This is a genomic window from Haloferax sp. Atlit-6N (genome assembly GCF_003383195.1).
Classification (GTDB): domain Archaea; phylum Halobacteriota; class Halobacteria; order Halobacteriales; family Haloferacaceae; genus Haloferax; species Haloferax gibbonsii.
In genome coordinates this window covers 19,302-34,498 of the sequence record NZ_QEQJ01000003.1, presented here as the reverse complement: position 1 = coordinate 34,498, position 15,197 = coordinate 19,302, and the positions used below count along the sequence as shown (strand labels likewise).

The following is a 15,197-nucleotide window of genomic DNA, read 5'->3' as shown; positions in this document are numbered from 1 at the left end:
ACAGTTACGTATCACGGTGTGGCATCGTGTAACGATGCAACTCGTTCGATACACCGCAGGCGGCGCCCCAGAGTGGGGTGCCCATCGCGACGGCGAGGTCGTCCCGCTTTCCGGCCTCCGCGAAGACGTCACCGTCCAGAACCTGAACAGCCCCGGCTTCCTCACCGTCGTCGAGGACGCCGCGGACGCCGCCGAGGACCAGTCGGTCCCCGTCGAGGACGTGAAGCTCCTCGCGCCCGTCCCGCGCCCCGGCAAAATCGTCTGCGTCGGGCTCAACTATCACGACCACGCCGAAGAACAGGACGAAGAGGTGCCCGAACGTCCGCTCCTGTTCGGTAAGGCCGGCACGTCCGTCACGAACCCCGGCGACCCCATCGTCCACCCGGCGGCCATCGACGAGGTCGACTACGAGGTCGAACTCGGCGTCGTCATCGGCCAGACAGCCAAGAACGTGGACGCCGAGGACGCCTTCGACTACGTCGCGGGCTACACCGCCATCAACGACGTGAGCGGCCGCGACGCCCAGTTCGACGACGGCCAGTTCTTCCGCGGCAAGAGCTACGACACGTTCGCCCCGATGGGGCCGACGTTCGTCCCCGAGGCAGACCTCGACCCGCACAACCTCGACGTCGCCTGCCGCGTCAACGGCGAGACGAAACAGGAGTCCAACACCTCCGAGTTCATCTTCGGCGTCGACGAGGTCGTCGAGTATATCAGCAACATCACCACGCTCCGACCCGGCGACGTCATCTCCACCGGCACGCCCGGCGGCGTCGGCATCTTCCGCGACCCGCCGGAACTGCTCGCGCCGGGCGACAGCGTCGACGTGGAAATCGAGGGCATCGGCACGCTCACCAACCCGGTCGTCGCCGAGCGCGACGAGTAACCGGCCGCCGTACAGCGCAATTATTTATACGATATCCCGGTACTACCGACTATGAGCACGCACACAGACACCCGATTGAGAGACAGGCATATCGTCGTCACCGGCGGCGCGCGCGGCATCGGCCGCGGCATCGCGGTCCGCTGCGCCCGCGCGGGAGCCGACGTATCGATTTTCGACACGAAGCCCGAGGTGGCCGCGGAGACGGCCGAACTCGTCCGCGAGGAGGGCGGCGAGGCCGAGGTGTACGAGGTCGACGTGACCGACGCCGAGGGCGTCGAAACCGCCGTCGACGCCGCGGTGGAGTCGCTCGGCGACATCCACGGCCTCGTGAACAACGCGGGCGTTCAGCAGGCCATCCCGCTTCTCGAAACGACCGAAGACGACTGGGACCTCCACTTCGAGGTGAACGCCAAGGGGACGTTCCTCGTCTCCAAGGCCGTCGCCGCTCGGATGGTCGACCGCGAAATCGAGGGGAGCATCGTCAACATCTCGTCGGTCGGCGCGGAGCGGCCGTTCGCCGGACAGGGGGCGTACGGCGCGTCCAAGGCGGCCGTCCTCGCCTTCACGACCGTGCTGGCGAAGGAGCTGAGCGACCACGGCATCACCGTCAACGCGCTCAAGCCCGGAACCGTCGAGACGCCGATGGTCGAGGCGTGGCTCGACGAACACGCCGAACAGTCGGGCAAGTCGCCGGACGAAATCCTCGCGGAGACGCTCGACGCGCACATCCTCGACCGAATCGGCCAACCCGAGGAAGTCGGTCACGTCGCGGTCCTCCTGCTCTCCGAGGAGGGTGACTGGATAACCGGCGAGTCAATCGCCGTCGACGGCGGCTACCTCAAGCAATAGCCCGCATTTCGACGGGCTTCCAGACGTTTTACCGCCACCACCATCGCCCGCGTCCCGTTTTCCTCGCGTCGGTACGTCCCCCTCGTCGACTGCTGTCCGACACTGATACGGCCGAGATCGGTGCTTTAGCTTTCAATACGTCGGTTTCGCATCGACGCTCACTGCGGACGATTCTCATCCGGCATCGTCGGACATATTTTTGCGTAGTACCCCGGGAGTCAGTCGGTCCGGAGGCTCGACGCGAACTGACGCGACGGCGCGGAGCCGGAGTGCTCGGAGATATCGGTGCCGAGCAGTATCGACCCGCCCGCGGAACGTCGCCGACGCCGCGGTGTCTCCCGGTCGCCTTCGGGTATCGGCGTCGAACCGGCGGATTCGGGCGGGGATTCGCACCCGACTCACAACGGTTGCCAAGTACATAATTATTATATAGGTGTGATTCATAGTAGCACATGGTCGGAGCAATCTGACCCATGTGTGATCAGCATCCCGTGCGACCAGCACGATAGCCATCAGTACGTCAGTCATACTGTACGCGTGGTAGCCCCCACCGAGTACGCCTGCCCAACTGGTACTCATGAACGCGTGGGGTGACTACCTCATCGAGCACAACGTCCCATTGATGCTCCATTTTTCGGCTGTTTCCCGTCCGCTACGTAGCATCTGCGTTCTCGACTCACGTTTCGCGCTACTGCTCGGTCTCGCGTGAGTCGCCCAATCCGATTCGATCTCATCCGATATTACCGGACATCGTCGGCTCAATTCTGACGAACGCGCCTCGCCGGGTGTGACGAACCGCCCTCCAAACCTGAAGATATTTTACGTTACCGTGTGAATCACGGGTAATGGGTACCGACCAAAGCACGAACCGTCGCCTAAGCAAGGTAGAACGGGTCATCGAGACGTACGATTTGGACGGATTCGGCGAGCAACTCGCCGACCGCTGGACGGCTCCCGAGGACAGCGACAGCCTCCGTGACCTCGCGGACCTGATGAACGAGAAGGTGCTCGACGCCGCGCTCCGCGAGGCGGGCGAGGACGTTCTCGAAGGCGAAGTAGAGAACCTCTACACGCTCCTCACCGGAGACGAGACCACCGAGGGGATGCGCGTTCAGGCGAAGAACACACTCCAATCTCGCGGCGTCGACGTCGACCAACTGCTCTCCGATTTCGTCTCTCACCAGGCGGTCTACACCTATCTGACGGAGATTCGCGGCGTCTCGAAAGAGTCCTCCTCCGGGAACAGAATCGACAACGTCGTCGAGTCCATCCAGCGACTCCGCGGTCGACTGGTCGCGGTCATCGAACAGAGTCTGAGTTCGCTCCGCAACACGAGCAAACTCCGGCTCGGCGACTTCGACGTCCTCGTGGACACGCAGGTGTACTGCCGCGACTGCGGGACGCAGTACGAGGTCATCGAACTGCTCCGGCGGGGCGGTTGCGACTGCGACGAGGACGTGTCGAACTAGCGGCTTACATAATTAGTTCTGTCACATTCTGTTCGATTCAACGGATGATTTTATATTGGTGTACCTATTGGGTCATGGTATGAGTTCAGAACAAGTGTCGAAATCCAAAGTCCACCTTTCGGTCGAGAACATTGGTGGCATCGACAACCTGTCAACGTCGTTCGAGCCGGGCGTGACGGTTTTGGCGGGACGGAACGCCACGAACCGAACGTCGCTTTTGCGGTCCATCATGGCCGCCCACGGGAGCGACGACGTGGCGCTCAAGGGCGACGCCGACGAGGGTTCGGTCGAGCTCACCATCGGCGACGAGACGTACACCCGGACGTTCGAGCGACAGGGCGACACGGTCATCTCCGGCGGAAACCCCGTCCTCGACGACCCGGACCTCGCGGACCTCTTCGCGTTCCTGCTCGAGACGAACGACGCCCGACAGGCGGTCGCACGCGGTGACGACCTCCGCGACCTCATCATGCGTCCGGTGGACGTCGAGTCCATCAACGAGCAGATCGAGTCGCTCCAGCAGGAGAAACGCGACATCGCCGACGAGCTCTCGACGCTCAGCAACCTCTCGGACCGCCTGCCGCAGCTCGAACGCCGGCGGACGAAACTCGAAGACCAAATCGAGGAGAAGGAAGACGAACTCGCCGAGAAAGAACAGGAAGTCGAAGAGTACGACGCCAGCGTGAGCGAGCGGCAGGAAGTCGAAAGCGAGCTCGAATCCAAGCTCGGCGACCTCCGGAGCAAGCGCCGCGACATCAACGACGTGGACCGCCGCATCGAGACGGAGAAACAGAGCCTCGACGCCCTCGAATCCGAGGAGGACGAACTCGAGGACGACGCCGAGGACCTCCCCGAAGTCGCGGGCGGCAGAATCGACGAAATCGAGTCCGAAATCAGCCGGCTCCGGACGCGACGCCAGCAGATTCAGTCGACCGTCAACGAGCTCCAGTCCGTGATTCAGTTCAACGAGGAGATGCTCTCTGGCACCTCCTCTGACGTCGTGGACGCGCTCCGGGACGCCGACGACTCCGGCGGCAGCGTCACCGACCAACTGCTCGGCGACGACCAGGTCGTCTGCTGGACGTGCGGTTCCGAGGTCGATAAGTCCGAAATCGAGGGCACGCTCGAACGCCTCCGGACGCTCCGCGAGGACAAGCTCGAGGACAACCGCGCACACCGGGAACAGCTCTCCGAACTCGAAGACGAGAAGTCCACCTACGAGCGCCGCCAGCGCGAGCGCGACCGCATCGAGCGCCGCCTGTCCGAAATCGAAAGCGAGCGCGAGACGCGCCAAGAGCGCATCGAGGAGCTCAAATCCGACCGCTCGGACCTCGAAGACGAAATCGACTCGCTCGAACAGACCGTCGACGAACTCGAAAGCGAGGAACACGGCGACCTGCTCGACCTCCACCGCGAGGCGAACCAGCTCGAATACGACCTCGGCCGCCTCCGCAGCGACCTCGAGGACGTCGAAGACGAAATCGCCGACATCGAGCGCAAACTCGACGAGCGCGACGAACTCGAAGCGGCCCGCGAGGACATCGAAGACGAACTCGCGGAGCTTCGGACGCGCATCAAGCGCCTCGAATCCGAGGCCGTCGAGGAGTTCAACACCCACATGGACGACGTGCTCGACGTGCTCGAATACGACAACCTCGACCGCATCTGGATCGAGCGCACCGAAAAGCGGGTTCGGGAGGGCCGAAAGAAGGTCACGAAGTCGGTGTTCGACCTCCACGTCATCCGGACGAACGAAGACGGCGTGAGCTACGAAGACTCCGTCGCCCACCTTTCGGAGTCCGAGCGCGAGGTGACCGGCCTCGTGTTCGCGCTCGCGGGCTACCTCATCCACGACGTCTACGAGACGGTTCCGTTCATGGTCCTCGACTCGCTGGAGGCCATCGACTCGAACCGCATCTCGCGGCTCGTCGACTACTTCGCGGACTACGCCGACTACCTCGCCGTCGCCCTTCTCGAAGAGGACGCGCAGGCCGTCGACAGCGACTACCCGCGCTACTCGCCGGCGTAACGCCGCCGCCGACGGGTTCATCTCTCGTTTTTTCGCACCCGCGTCGAGACGCACTCCGGGCTGAGCGCCCCGTTTCGAGTTACACTATTAGGTGTGTCACGAGCCGAGTGAATCCGGCGGCCGCGAACCGCGCTCAAGAGAGCGCGATGCTCAGTTCGAGTTCCTCGGCGATGCCGAGGAGGACCTCGGTGAGTCGGTCGAACTGCTCGCCTTTCATCCGATTGGACGGGCCGGCGACGCTCAGCGCGCCGAACACGTCGCCGTCCGGTCCCATGACGGGAGCCCCGACCGCGCGGACGCCGCTGATCTGTTCTTCGACGTTCAGCGCGTAGCCGCGCTCTCTGATTTCGGCGAGTTCGTCGAACAGCGCCTCCTCGTCGTGAATCGTCCGCTCCGTCTCCTGCGGGAGACCGACCCGGTCGATGATTTCGCGGACCCGCTCTGTCGGCATGTGGGCGAGGATGGCCTTCCCGCTCGCCGTCGAGTGGAGGTAGACGCGCTTTCCCACGGTCGACTGCGTCCAGACGCCGTGTTTTCCGGGCGAGGTGTGGACGTACACTCCTCGGCCGTGCTCTTCGACGGTGAAGATGGAGCGCCGCTCGGACTCCTCGGCGAGCACGTTGGTGTAGTGTTCGGCTTTCCCGAAACGGCGTTTCCGCGTCCGGACGAAGTTCCCGAGGCCGAGGAAGCGAAGCCCGAGATGGTAGGTATCGCCCTCTTTGACCACGTATTCCTGCGCTTCGAGGGTCGTCACGTGGGTGTGCGCGGTACTCGGAGCGATGTCGAGTTCGCGGGCGATTTCGGTCACGCCGGCACCGTCGCGTTCCCGGAGCAATTCGACGATTCTGAGGGTTGTGACCGTCGTTTTGAGCGAGCGGTCGTTCGCGTTTGTGGTCATTACCTGCGGGTCGTCACCACGACACATAGTATTTTCGGCTCTCCCGAATGATGATTGCTAGATGATGAATCTAGGGCGTACCGACGCCGAAACGAGTCGTTTGTGAACGATACGCACGATACGTGCCCGATTCGGAGGATACCACCCCGTCCCTGATTCGGCGAGCGAGACAATCGAAACCGGGAGATAGCGGCTCGAACGCCCCGGGTATCCGGTGCTACGCCGCTTTCTCGGTTTCGGCGTCTCCCACCGCTCACATTCGCTCCTCATGAATCACAATCTCTAACCCGAATATGGCGCCTGAACGTCCACCGCTCCGGAAGTGTTATTATGGTTTCTCCAGTCGAAGCACACGAGACGCAATGAATCACAACGAGACGTTCGAGACGGTCGAGTCGCTGGAGGCGGAACTCGTCTCGCTCACCGAGTCGCTCTGGGAGACGCCCGAGCTCGGGCTTCACGAGACCGAGTCAGCCGAGTTGCTCTCGTCGGTTCTCCGCGACGCCGGGTTCGACGTCACCGAGGGTCTCGGCGGGATGCCGACGGCGTTCAGCGCGACCTACGGCGAGGGCGAACCGCACGTCGGCATCCTCGGCGAGTACGACGCTCTTCCCGGACTGTCGCAGACGGTGTCGTCGAGCAGAGAGCCGGTCGAGGCCGGCGCGCCGGGCCACGGCTGCGGGCACAACCTCTTCGGAGTCGCCGGTGTCGGGGCCGCGCTCGCCGCGAAGCGCGCCATCGACGACGGGCGGGCCGAGGGGACGGTCACGTTCTTCGGCTGTCCCGCCGAGGAGATACTCGTCGGCAAGGTGTTCATGGCTCGCGACGGGGCGTTCGACGACCTCGACGCCGCGCTCACGTGGCATCCGAGCCACCTCAGCGCGCCGTTCATGGCCCAGACGCTCGCGATGAACTCCGTCGAGTACACGTTCTACGGCGAGTCGGCCCACGCCGCCGACAGCCCCCAGTCCGGCCGGAGCGCGCTCGACGCGGTCGAACTGCTGAACACCGGGTCGGAGTTCATGCGCGAGCACGTCTCCGACGACGCCCGCATCCACTACACCATCCCCGACGGCGGCGGCGCGCCGAACGTCGTCCCCGCGGAGGCGACGGCGTGGTTCTACGTCCGCGCGCCGACTCGCGACGAGGTCGACCGCATCACCGACTGGCTCGACGACGTGGCCGAGGGCGCGGCGCTCATGACTCAGACGACGGTGTCGCGGCGGTTCCACACCGGCTGTTACGACTACGTGGCGAATCACGCGCTGTCCGACCAACTGTTGGAGAACATGCGACTCGCCGGTCCCATCCCGTACACCGACGAGGACCGCGAGTTCGCGGCGGAGCTTCAGGAGACGCTCTCGGCCGAGACCATCGAGGCGCGGACGGCGCAACTCTCCGAAGAGCGACGCGAGGCGGCGCGCTCGTCGGTGCTGTATCCCGACGCCCAACCCTCCTACGACGTGGGGACAGTGCTCAACGGCTCCACGGACGTCGGCGACGTGAGCTGGATTACGCCGACCGCGCAGTTCTGGGCGGCGTCGTGGCCGGTTGGGACGCCGTCGCACACGTGGCAGGCGGTCGCCGCAAACGGGAGCTTCGGGTCGAAGGCGGCCGTGTACGCCGCGAAGGTCCTCGCGGCGACGACGCTCGACCTCCTCTCGGACGAGGCGCTGGTGGCGGCGGCCCGCGAGGAGTTCGAGGCGTCGGTGCCCGGCGAGTACGAGTCGGCGCTGCCGGAGGGGACGGAACCGCCGTTCCACCTCACGCTGTAGGCGGTGGACGTCGGTAAAATCTCGTTTCGTTCGGGGTTTCGCTCGCTACAGTTCGTCTCTCGGTCGTCGAGCGTCGCGTTACTCCAGTTCCGACCGGAGGTGCGTCAGGATGCGCTCGGTCGTCGCCTCGATGACCTCTTCGAGGAACTCGGGGTCGGACTGCGTCGGGTCGCCGAGGCCGCCTTCGACGGTCAGGTCGTCGAAGTGGGCGTACTGGCGGACTTCGTAGCGGTTCTTCTTCGTCTGCGGCGTCTTGCGGTCGCCGTGGACGAGTTCGGGGCGGTAGTGCTCGATGACGCTCGTCTCGTACTCGCCGGCGTGACCCCACTCGGTGCCGAACCGCTCTTCTAACTGGTCGCGGGCGAAGTCGGTCCAGTGGGCGTAGTACGAGTCGAGTCCGTGGTCGCGCTGGAGCCGGTCGAGCGCGAGCTTGTGCGGTTCGATGTTGCCACCGTGGAAGTTGGCGACGAGAAACCGGGTCGCGCCGTGGCGCTGGACCGACCGGCCCACGTCGATGATTATCTCCTGGTACGTGTCGGCTCCGAGCGAGACGGTCCCCGCGTAGTTGATGTGGTGCTCCGAGTAGCCGTACGGGAGGACCGGCAGAACGAGGAGGTTCAGGTCGTGTTCCGGGGCCGCCGCGGCGAGTTCCGCGGTCAGGTTCTCCGCCCGGATGGAGTCGACCGAGGTCGGGAGGTGCGTCGAGTGCTGTTCGGTTGCTCCGCAGGGGAGCACGACGAAGTCCGCCTCGTCGAACGCGGTTTCGGCTTCCTGCCACGTCATCTCCGCTAGGAGTGACTGTGACTCCGTTGAGTCCATACGGAGATACGCACAGTTGTCGTATATAATACTTCACGAAGCGGCAGCCTGAGGTAATAAGAGGAAACGGATGTACAGTATGCAAATGCTTATGTTGGTGATGCCGAAATGATTCGGCGTCAATGATGAGAGAGAGTGTCTCACGTAGAAACATACTGAAAGCGACGGGTGCGTCGATACCCGTCTTACTCGCCGGCTGTACGTCCGACTCCGGTTCCGAAACGACGACCGAGGGCGACGGCGGCGGCGGAACGACCACGAGCGGCGGGACGGAGACGACCACCGGGAGCTCCGACGCGACGATAAACATCGGACAGTCGCTGAACCCCGTCCGATTCGACCCGATAACGCAGCTTTCGAACCCCGACGCGCTCGTCGCGAACCGGGTGTTCAGCCAGCTGTACACCTACGGCGAGGGGACGGACGTGGTCCCGAACCTCGCGACGAGCATGCCGACCATCGAACGGGACAACACCCGTTATATCGTCGAAATCGTCGACAACGCGATGTTCCACAACGGCGACCCGGTCACCGCCGAGGACGTGGCCTACTCGTTCCGCGCGCCGATAGAAGAGGAGACGCCCCTCTTGGGCATCTTCAGCGTCATCGATTCGGTCGAGGCCATCGACGAGACGACGGTCCAGTTCGACCTCTCGAACCCCTACGCGATGTTCCAGCACGTCCTCACCCACCAGGTCGTGCCAGAGGCCGTCCGCGAGGAGGACAAAGAGGCGTTCAGCACCCAACAGCCCATCGGTTCGGGGCCGTTCAAGTTCGTCGAGTGGGAAGAGAGCAACTACGTCACGCTCGAACGCTGGGACGACTACTGGGGCGACGAACTGCCCAACGTCGCGGGCGTCGAGTTCACGCCCATCACGGAGTCGACGACGCGCGTCACCAACCTCCGGACGGGCGACGTGGACGTCATCGAGACGATTCCGCCCCGGCTCTGGGACACCGTCGAGAGCACCGAAGACACGAGCATCTCCGAAATCGAGAGCGTCGGGTACTTCTACGTCGCGTTCAACTGCAACGAGGGCCCGACCGCCGACAAGCGCGTCCGCGAGGCCATCGACTACAGCTTCTCGATGGACGACGCGGTCGACCGCTACATCGACCCGGCCGGCCTCCGTCAGTACGGCCCGCTTCCGGGGCCGATGGTCGAAGAGTGGGACATGCCGCTCGAAGAGTGGATGGAGATTCCGAACGACAAGGACGTCGAGCAGGCGACGGCGCTGTTCGAGGAGGCGGGCGTCCCCGCCGACTGGGACGCGAAGATTATCGTCCCGCCGGACGACAACCGCGAGAACATCGGCCTCTCCATCGCCAACGGCATCAAGGAGGCCGGCTACGAGGCCCACGTCGAACGGCTCGACTGGGGCGCGATGCTCAGCCGCGCGTACACCGGCAACGCCTCGGACTACAACATCTACGTCCTCGGGTGGGTCCGCTACCCCGACCCGGACGACTTCATGTTCAACCTGTTCCACGAGGAGTCCGAGGGCGTGAACCAGGGCGTCTACTACAAGAACGACGAGGTCATGGACCAGATTAAGGGCGCGCGCGAATCGACCGACCGCGACGAGCGCCAACAGCTCTACCAGTCCGCCATCTCGACGCTCTTGGAGGACAAAGTCCACCTCCCCGCGTTCAACTACAAGAACTCCTACGGCGTGAAGTCCACCGTCAGCGACTTCCAGGTCCACCCGGTCTCGCCGCAGAACCCGCGGCTCCTCACCGGCTACAACAACGTCTCTGTCGACAGATGACGTTACCTTGTCGGTAACAGTTACCAAACGTTATATGCTCACTCCCCATCCACTCCACCCATGACGACAACCGGTTACATCGGACGGCGATTACTCCAAATCGTTCCGGTCATGCTGTTCGTCGTTACGGTCACGTTCGTCCTCATCAACTCGATACCCGGCGACCCGGTTCGCATCCTCGTCGGGCCGGCCGCCGACGCGGCGGCTATCGAGGCCGCCCGCGCGAAGTACGGCCTCGACCAACCGCTGTACGTCCGGTACGTCAGGTACCTCGCGGCGGTCGCGACGGGCGACTTCGGGACGAGCATCCACTACGGTGGGGTCGCGGTGACGGAGAAAATCTTCGAGCGGCTCCCGGTGACGCTCTTGCTCCTCGCGTCGAGTTTCACCCTCGCAATCGGCACCGCAATTCCGCTGGGCATCTTCGCCGCCAAGAACCGTAACAACGGCTACGACCACCTCGCCCGCGTCACGTCGCTCATCGGCGTCAGCACGCCGAGCTTTTGGGTCGGCCTGCTGCTCATAATCGTGTTCGCGTACTACGGCGACCTCCTGCCGCCGAGCGGGCTCATCATGCCGTGGGCCGACCCCGCGTCGGTCGACGGGGCGACGTCGAGACTGGACGTGCTCGTGACTGCGGCGTCGCATCTGATACTCCCCTCCATCACGCTGGGGACGCTCCAGATGGCGGCCATCACGCGCATCGAGCGGTCGTCGATGCTCGAAGTGCTCAACAAGGACTACGTCCAACTCGCCCGCGCCTACGGCGTCTCAGAGCGGACGATTCTCCGGCGGCAGGCGTTCAAGAACGCGCAACTGCCGGTGCTCACCGTCATCGGCATCCAGATGACAACCGCCCTCGGCGGCGCGGTGCTGACCGAGACGGTCTTCAACATCAACGGGATGGGGAACCTCATCATCACCGCGGTCCGGGCGCAGGACTACCAGCTCATCATGGGCACGACGATATTCTTCGCCATCGTGTTCGTCCTCGGCGTGCTCGTCGTGGACGTGCTGTACGCGGTCATCGACCCGCGCATCTCCTACGGGGGTGGTTCCGGTGAGTGATTCGACGGCCGCCGTCGGCGACTCGGCCCGCACGGGCGGCGTCGCGGACGCCGACGAGCGCTCCGCCGTCTCGCGCTCCTCGCAGGTGCTCCGACAGCTCAAGCGCAACTCGGCGTCGCGCGTCGGCCTCTACGTCATCGGGCTCGTGACGCTCGTCGCGCTGTTGACGACTATCGACGCCGACCTGTTCGACTACCAGTTCGCGGCGACGTTCTGGTACCACCCGGAGAACGACCCGGCGGGAAGCACCATCCTGCTTCCGCCGGTCGGCATCGAAAACAGCTTCGGGACGGGGTCGTGGGCGCATCCGCTCGGGACGGACCACCGCGGCCGCGACATCCTCGTCAGGCTGGTCTACGGCACCCGCATCGCCGTCCAGGTGGGTCTCATCGCGACGGGCATCGGGATGACCATCGGGACGGTCGTCGGCGCGGTCTCCGGCTACTACGGCGGCTGGGTGGACGACGTGCTCCAGCGGTTCGTCGAATCGCTGTACGCGATTCCGTTCCTCATCCTCGTCATCGCCATCATGTCCGCGTTCGGCCGCGAACTCGGCATCGCCATCGTCGGCGTCTCCATCACGACGATTCCGGTGTTCACGCGGCTGATTCGCTCACAGGTGCTGAGCGTCCGGGAGATGGAGTACGTCGAGGCCGCGAAGGCCGCCGGCGTGCGCGACCGCCACATCATCTTCCGCCACATCATCCCGAACAGCTTCGCGCCGGTGCTCGTCCAGTCGACGCTGCAGGTCGGCGTGAACATCCTCATCGTCGCGTCGCTGTCGTTCCTCGGGTTCGGGGTCCAGCCCCCGACGCCGTCGTGGGGGCAGATGCTCGCCCACTCGCGGCAGTACATGATCGTCAACCCGTGGTTCAGCATCTGGCCCGGCCTCGCGATTCTCGCGACGGTCATCGGCTTCAACCTGCTGGGCGACGGCCTGCGCGACGCAATCGACCCGCGGTCGAACGACTGACGATGAACGGACCACACGTCTCACCGACCGTCCGCCGCGGGGCCGGGAGTAGCCCGGTCTCCGCCGCTCGCTCGCCCGCCGAACTATCGCTCCCTTCCCGGGACGGCGTCGGAACTCGCTCTCGCGGTTCTGCAGAGGCACCCATCTCACGCACCGACGCCCCCCACCACTCCACGACCAATGTCTGATACGCTACTCACCGTCCGCGACCTGCACACCCACTTCCGCACCGACGCGGGGACCGTTCGGGCCGTCGACGGTATCTCGTTCGAGGTACAGCGCGGCGAAGTGCTCGGCTTAGTCGGCGAGAGCGGCGCCGGAAAGAGCGTCGCGGCGCGGAGCATCATGCGCCTCATCGACTCGCCGGGCGTCATCGTCAACGGCGAGGTCCGCTTCGAAGACGACCTGCTCGTCGGCGTCGAGCGCGGCGACGACCCCGACGACGAACCGCGTCAGGACCCCGAGATGCTGTCGAGCCGCGAGATTCGCGAGCGCATCCGGGGCCGCGAAATCGCGATGATATTTCAGGACCCCACGGAGAGCCTCAACCCGGTGTTCACCGTCGGCGAGCAGTTGAGCGAGATTATCGGGCTCAACCGCGACGTGTCGGCGGCCGAGGCCGAGGCCATCGCCGTCGAGCGCCTCCGCGAGGTCGGCATCCCCGAGGCCGAACGCCGGATGGACGACTATCCCCACGAGTTCTCCGGCGGGATGCGCCAGCGCGTCCTCATCGCGATGGCGTTCGCGTGCGAACCGAGCCTCGTCGTCGCCGACGAGCCGACCACCGCGCTCGACGTGACTGTCGAGGCGCAGATTCTCGACCTCGTGAAGGACCTCGCGGCCCGCTACGACACCTCGTTCGTCTGGGTCACCCACGACATGGGCGTCGTCGCCGAGATATGCGACCGCGTCGCCGTGATGTACCTCGGCGAAATCGTCGAGCAGGCGACCGTCGACGACCTCTTTCACGACACGAAACACCCCTACACCGAGGCGCTTCTCGGGTCGATTCCGCGGCCCGACCGCGACGTGGACGGCCTGTCGCCCATCGAGGGCATCATGCCGGAGGCCATCAACCCGCCGAGCGGCTGTCGCTTCCACACGCGGTGCCCGCACGCCCGAGAGGCGTGTCTGCACGTCCACCCCGACGCCCGACTCGTCGACGAGGGCGGCGAAGGAGACGGCGACGTGGCGATACAGGCCGGTGACGGAACCGCCGTCACCGAAGTCGCCGCCGCGCCGCACCGGGCGGCGTGCCTGCGCAACGACTCGTTCGCCGAGGCGGGCTACTGGGAGAGCGCCCCGCTCGACGACGCCGAGTCCGCCTCCGGGTCGGCCGCCGCAGAGTCGGATTCCGCCGAGACCGGTGACGCCGCCGAGACTGGTTCCAGTTCAACGTTCGACCCCGACGCCGACCCGCTCCTCAGCGTCCGCGACCTGCGGAAGTACTTCGACGCGAGCGACGGCTTCCTCGACCGCCTCCGGTTCGACCGCGACGCGGGACTGCTTCCCTTCTCGGTCGACCGCGAGTACGTTCGCGCGGTCGACGGCGTCTCGTTCGACATCCTGCCCGGCGAGACGCTCGGCCTCGTCGGCGAGTCCGGCTGCGGGAAGTCCACGCTCGCGCGGACGCTCCTCCGGTTGGTCGACCCGACCTCCGGCGACATCGTCTTCGACGGGGAGAACCTCGCCGAACTGTCGAAAGAGGAGCTTCGCAAGCGCCGCAAACGCATGCAGTTCGTCTTTCAGGACCCGCAGGCGTCGCTCGACCCGCGGATGACCGTCGGCGAAATCGTCGAGGAGCCGATGCAGGCCCACGGGCTCTACGAGGGCGAACGCGAGGCGCGGGCGCGCGAACTGCTGGAGACGGTCGGCCTCGACGCCGACCACTACAACCGCTACCCCCACCAGTTCTCGGGCGGCCAGCGCCAGCGGGTCAACCTCGCGCGGGCGCTCTCGGTCGACCCCGACTTCATCGTCTGCGACGAGCCGACCTCGGCGCTCGACGCGTCGGTGCAGGCGCAGGTGCTCAACACGATGAAGGAACTTCAGGACGAGTTCGGGCTGACGTACCTCTTCATCAGCCACGACCTGAGCGTTATCCGCCACGTCTGCGACCGCGTGGCCGTGATGTACCTCGGCGAACTGGTCGAACTCGCGGACAAGGACGACCTGTTCGAGTCGCCGAAACACCCCTACACGCGGGCGCTCCTCTCGTCGATTCCGGTGCCCGACCCGCGGGTGTCCCGCGAGACCGTCCCGCTGTCCGGCGACGTGCCGTCGCCGATTCACCCGCCGAGCGGCTGCCGGTTCCACACTCGGTGTCCGAGCCTCGTCGCCCCGGAGGACCTCGACCTCGGCGACGAGGACTGGGACCGCGTGCGCCGGTTCGTCAGAGCCGTCCAGCGCGAGTCCCCGGATGTCGTCGCCGACGATGCTCGCGCGACCTACTTCCCAGACGGCCTCCCCGCCGGCGACGCCGGCACGACCGTGGAGCGCGCGCTCTCGCTCGCGGCCGGCGGCGCGTGGCGCGACGCCGCGTCGCTCCTGACCGAGACGTTCGTCGAACCCAGCGTCTGTACCTCCGAGGTGCCGGCGCTGGACTCGCCCGACGAACTCGACCGTATCGTCAGCTGTCACCACTACTCCTGAAAAAGCGCCG

Annotated in this window: 11 protein-coding genes; 9 read left to right on the top strand and 2 right to left on the bottom strand. The window is 65.3% G+C overall.

Annotated features, from left to right (window positions below; translation table 11 throughout):
* Positions 1-34 precede the first annotated feature (34 nt).
* The 4 genes from rhcF (at position 35) to DEQ92_RS12490 (ending at position 5,233) form a co-directional block, all read left to right on the top strand.
* Entirely contained in the window at positions 35-886 is an 852-nt protein-coding gene (gene rhcF / locus DEQ92_RS12505) for a 2,4-diketo-3-deoxy-L-rhamnonate hydrolase (protein ID WP_004972023.1), read from the top strand.
* A 51-nt stretch (positions 887-937) separates the two neighbouring features.
* Positions 938-1,735 (top strand): L-rhamnose 1-dehydrogenase, encoded by a 798-nt coding sequence (gene rhcB, locus DEQ92_RS12500; protein ID WP_004972021.1) that lies wholly within the window; start codon positions 938-940, stop codon positions 1,733-1,735.
* A gap of 845 nt (positions 1,736-2,580) precedes the next feature.
* Complete coding sequence (gene rdfA, locus DEQ92_RS12495) at positions 2,581-3,204, top strand: rod-determining factor RdfA (protein WP_004972018.1); 624 nt, start codon at positions 2,581-2,583, stop codon at positions 3,202-3,204.
* Positions 3,205-3,283: 79 nt separating this feature from the next.
* Positions 3,284-5,233 (top strand): archaea-specific SMC-related protein, encoded by a 1,950-nt coding sequence (locus tag DEQ92_RS12490; RefSeq protein ID WP_049904909.1) that lies wholly within the window; start codon positions 3,284-3,286, stop codon positions 5,231-5,233.
* A 133-nt stretch (positions 5,234-5,366) separates the two neighbouring features.
* On the opposite strand, the gene DEQ92_RS12485 is transcribed toward DEQ92_RS12490, so the two are convergent.
* Positions 5,367-6,131, bottom strand: a complete 765-nt coding sequence (locus DEQ92_RS12485) for an IclR family transcriptional regulator (RefSeq protein WP_115820894.1) — start codon at positions 6,129-6,131, stop codon at positions 5,367-5,369.
* Positions 6,132-6,493: 362 nt separating this feature from the next.
* On the opposite strand from DEQ92_RS12485, the gene DEQ92_RS12480 reads away from it, so the two are divergent.
* Complete coding sequence (locus DEQ92_RS12480) at positions 6,494-7,906, top strand: amidohydrolase (RefSeq protein WP_004972013.1); 1,413 nt, start codon at positions 6,494-6,496, stop codon at positions 7,904-7,906.
* A 78-nt stretch (positions 7,907-7,984) separates the two neighbouring features.
* On the opposite strand, the gene DEQ92_RS12475 is transcribed toward DEQ92_RS12480, so the two are convergent.
* The gene (locus tag DEQ92_RS12475; RefSeq protein WP_049904908.1) at positions 7,985-8,689 is read right to left on the bottom strand and encodes a creatininase family protein; all 705 of its coding nucleotides are present in this window, start codon (positions 8,687-8,689) and stop codon (positions 7,985-7,987) included.
* A gap of 161 nt (positions 8,690-8,850) precedes the next feature.
* Here DEQ92_RS12475 and DEQ92_RS12470 point away from each other — a divergent pair, with 161 nt between their 5' ends.
* From DEQ92_RS12470 to DEQ92_RS24450, 4 genes are all read left to right on the top strand, one after another.
* Positions 8,851-10,494, top strand: coding sequence for an ABC transporter substrate-binding protein (locus tag DEQ92_RS12470; RefSeq protein ID WP_049904919.1), 1,644 nt, complete (start codon positions 8,851-8,853; stop codon positions 10,492-10,494).
* 60 nt (positions 10,495-10,554) lie between these two features.
* The gene (locus tag DEQ92_RS12465; RefSeq protein ID WP_049904907.1) at positions 10,555-11,562 is read left to right on the top strand and encodes an ABC transporter permease; all 1,008 of its coding nucleotides are present in this window, start codon (positions 10,555-10,557) and stop codon (positions 11,560-11,562) included.
* Complete coding sequence (locus DEQ92_RS12460; protein ID WP_193493815.1) at positions 11,555-12,535, top strand: ABC transporter permease; 981 nt, start codon at positions 11,555-11,557, stop codon at positions 12,533-12,535. The genes DEQ92_RS12465 and DEQ92_RS12460 overlap by 8 nt, the downstream gene beginning before the upstream one ends.
* A 180-nt stretch (positions 12,536-12,715) precedes the next feature.
* Positions 12,716-15,187: an ABC transporter ATP-binding protein gene (locus tag DEQ92_RS24450; RefSeq protein WP_115820893.1), complete on the top strand. Its 2,472-nt coding sequence runs from the start codon at positions 12,716-12,718 to the stop codon at positions 15,185-15,187.
* The last annotated feature ends 10 nt before the right edge of the window (positions 15,188-15,197 follow it).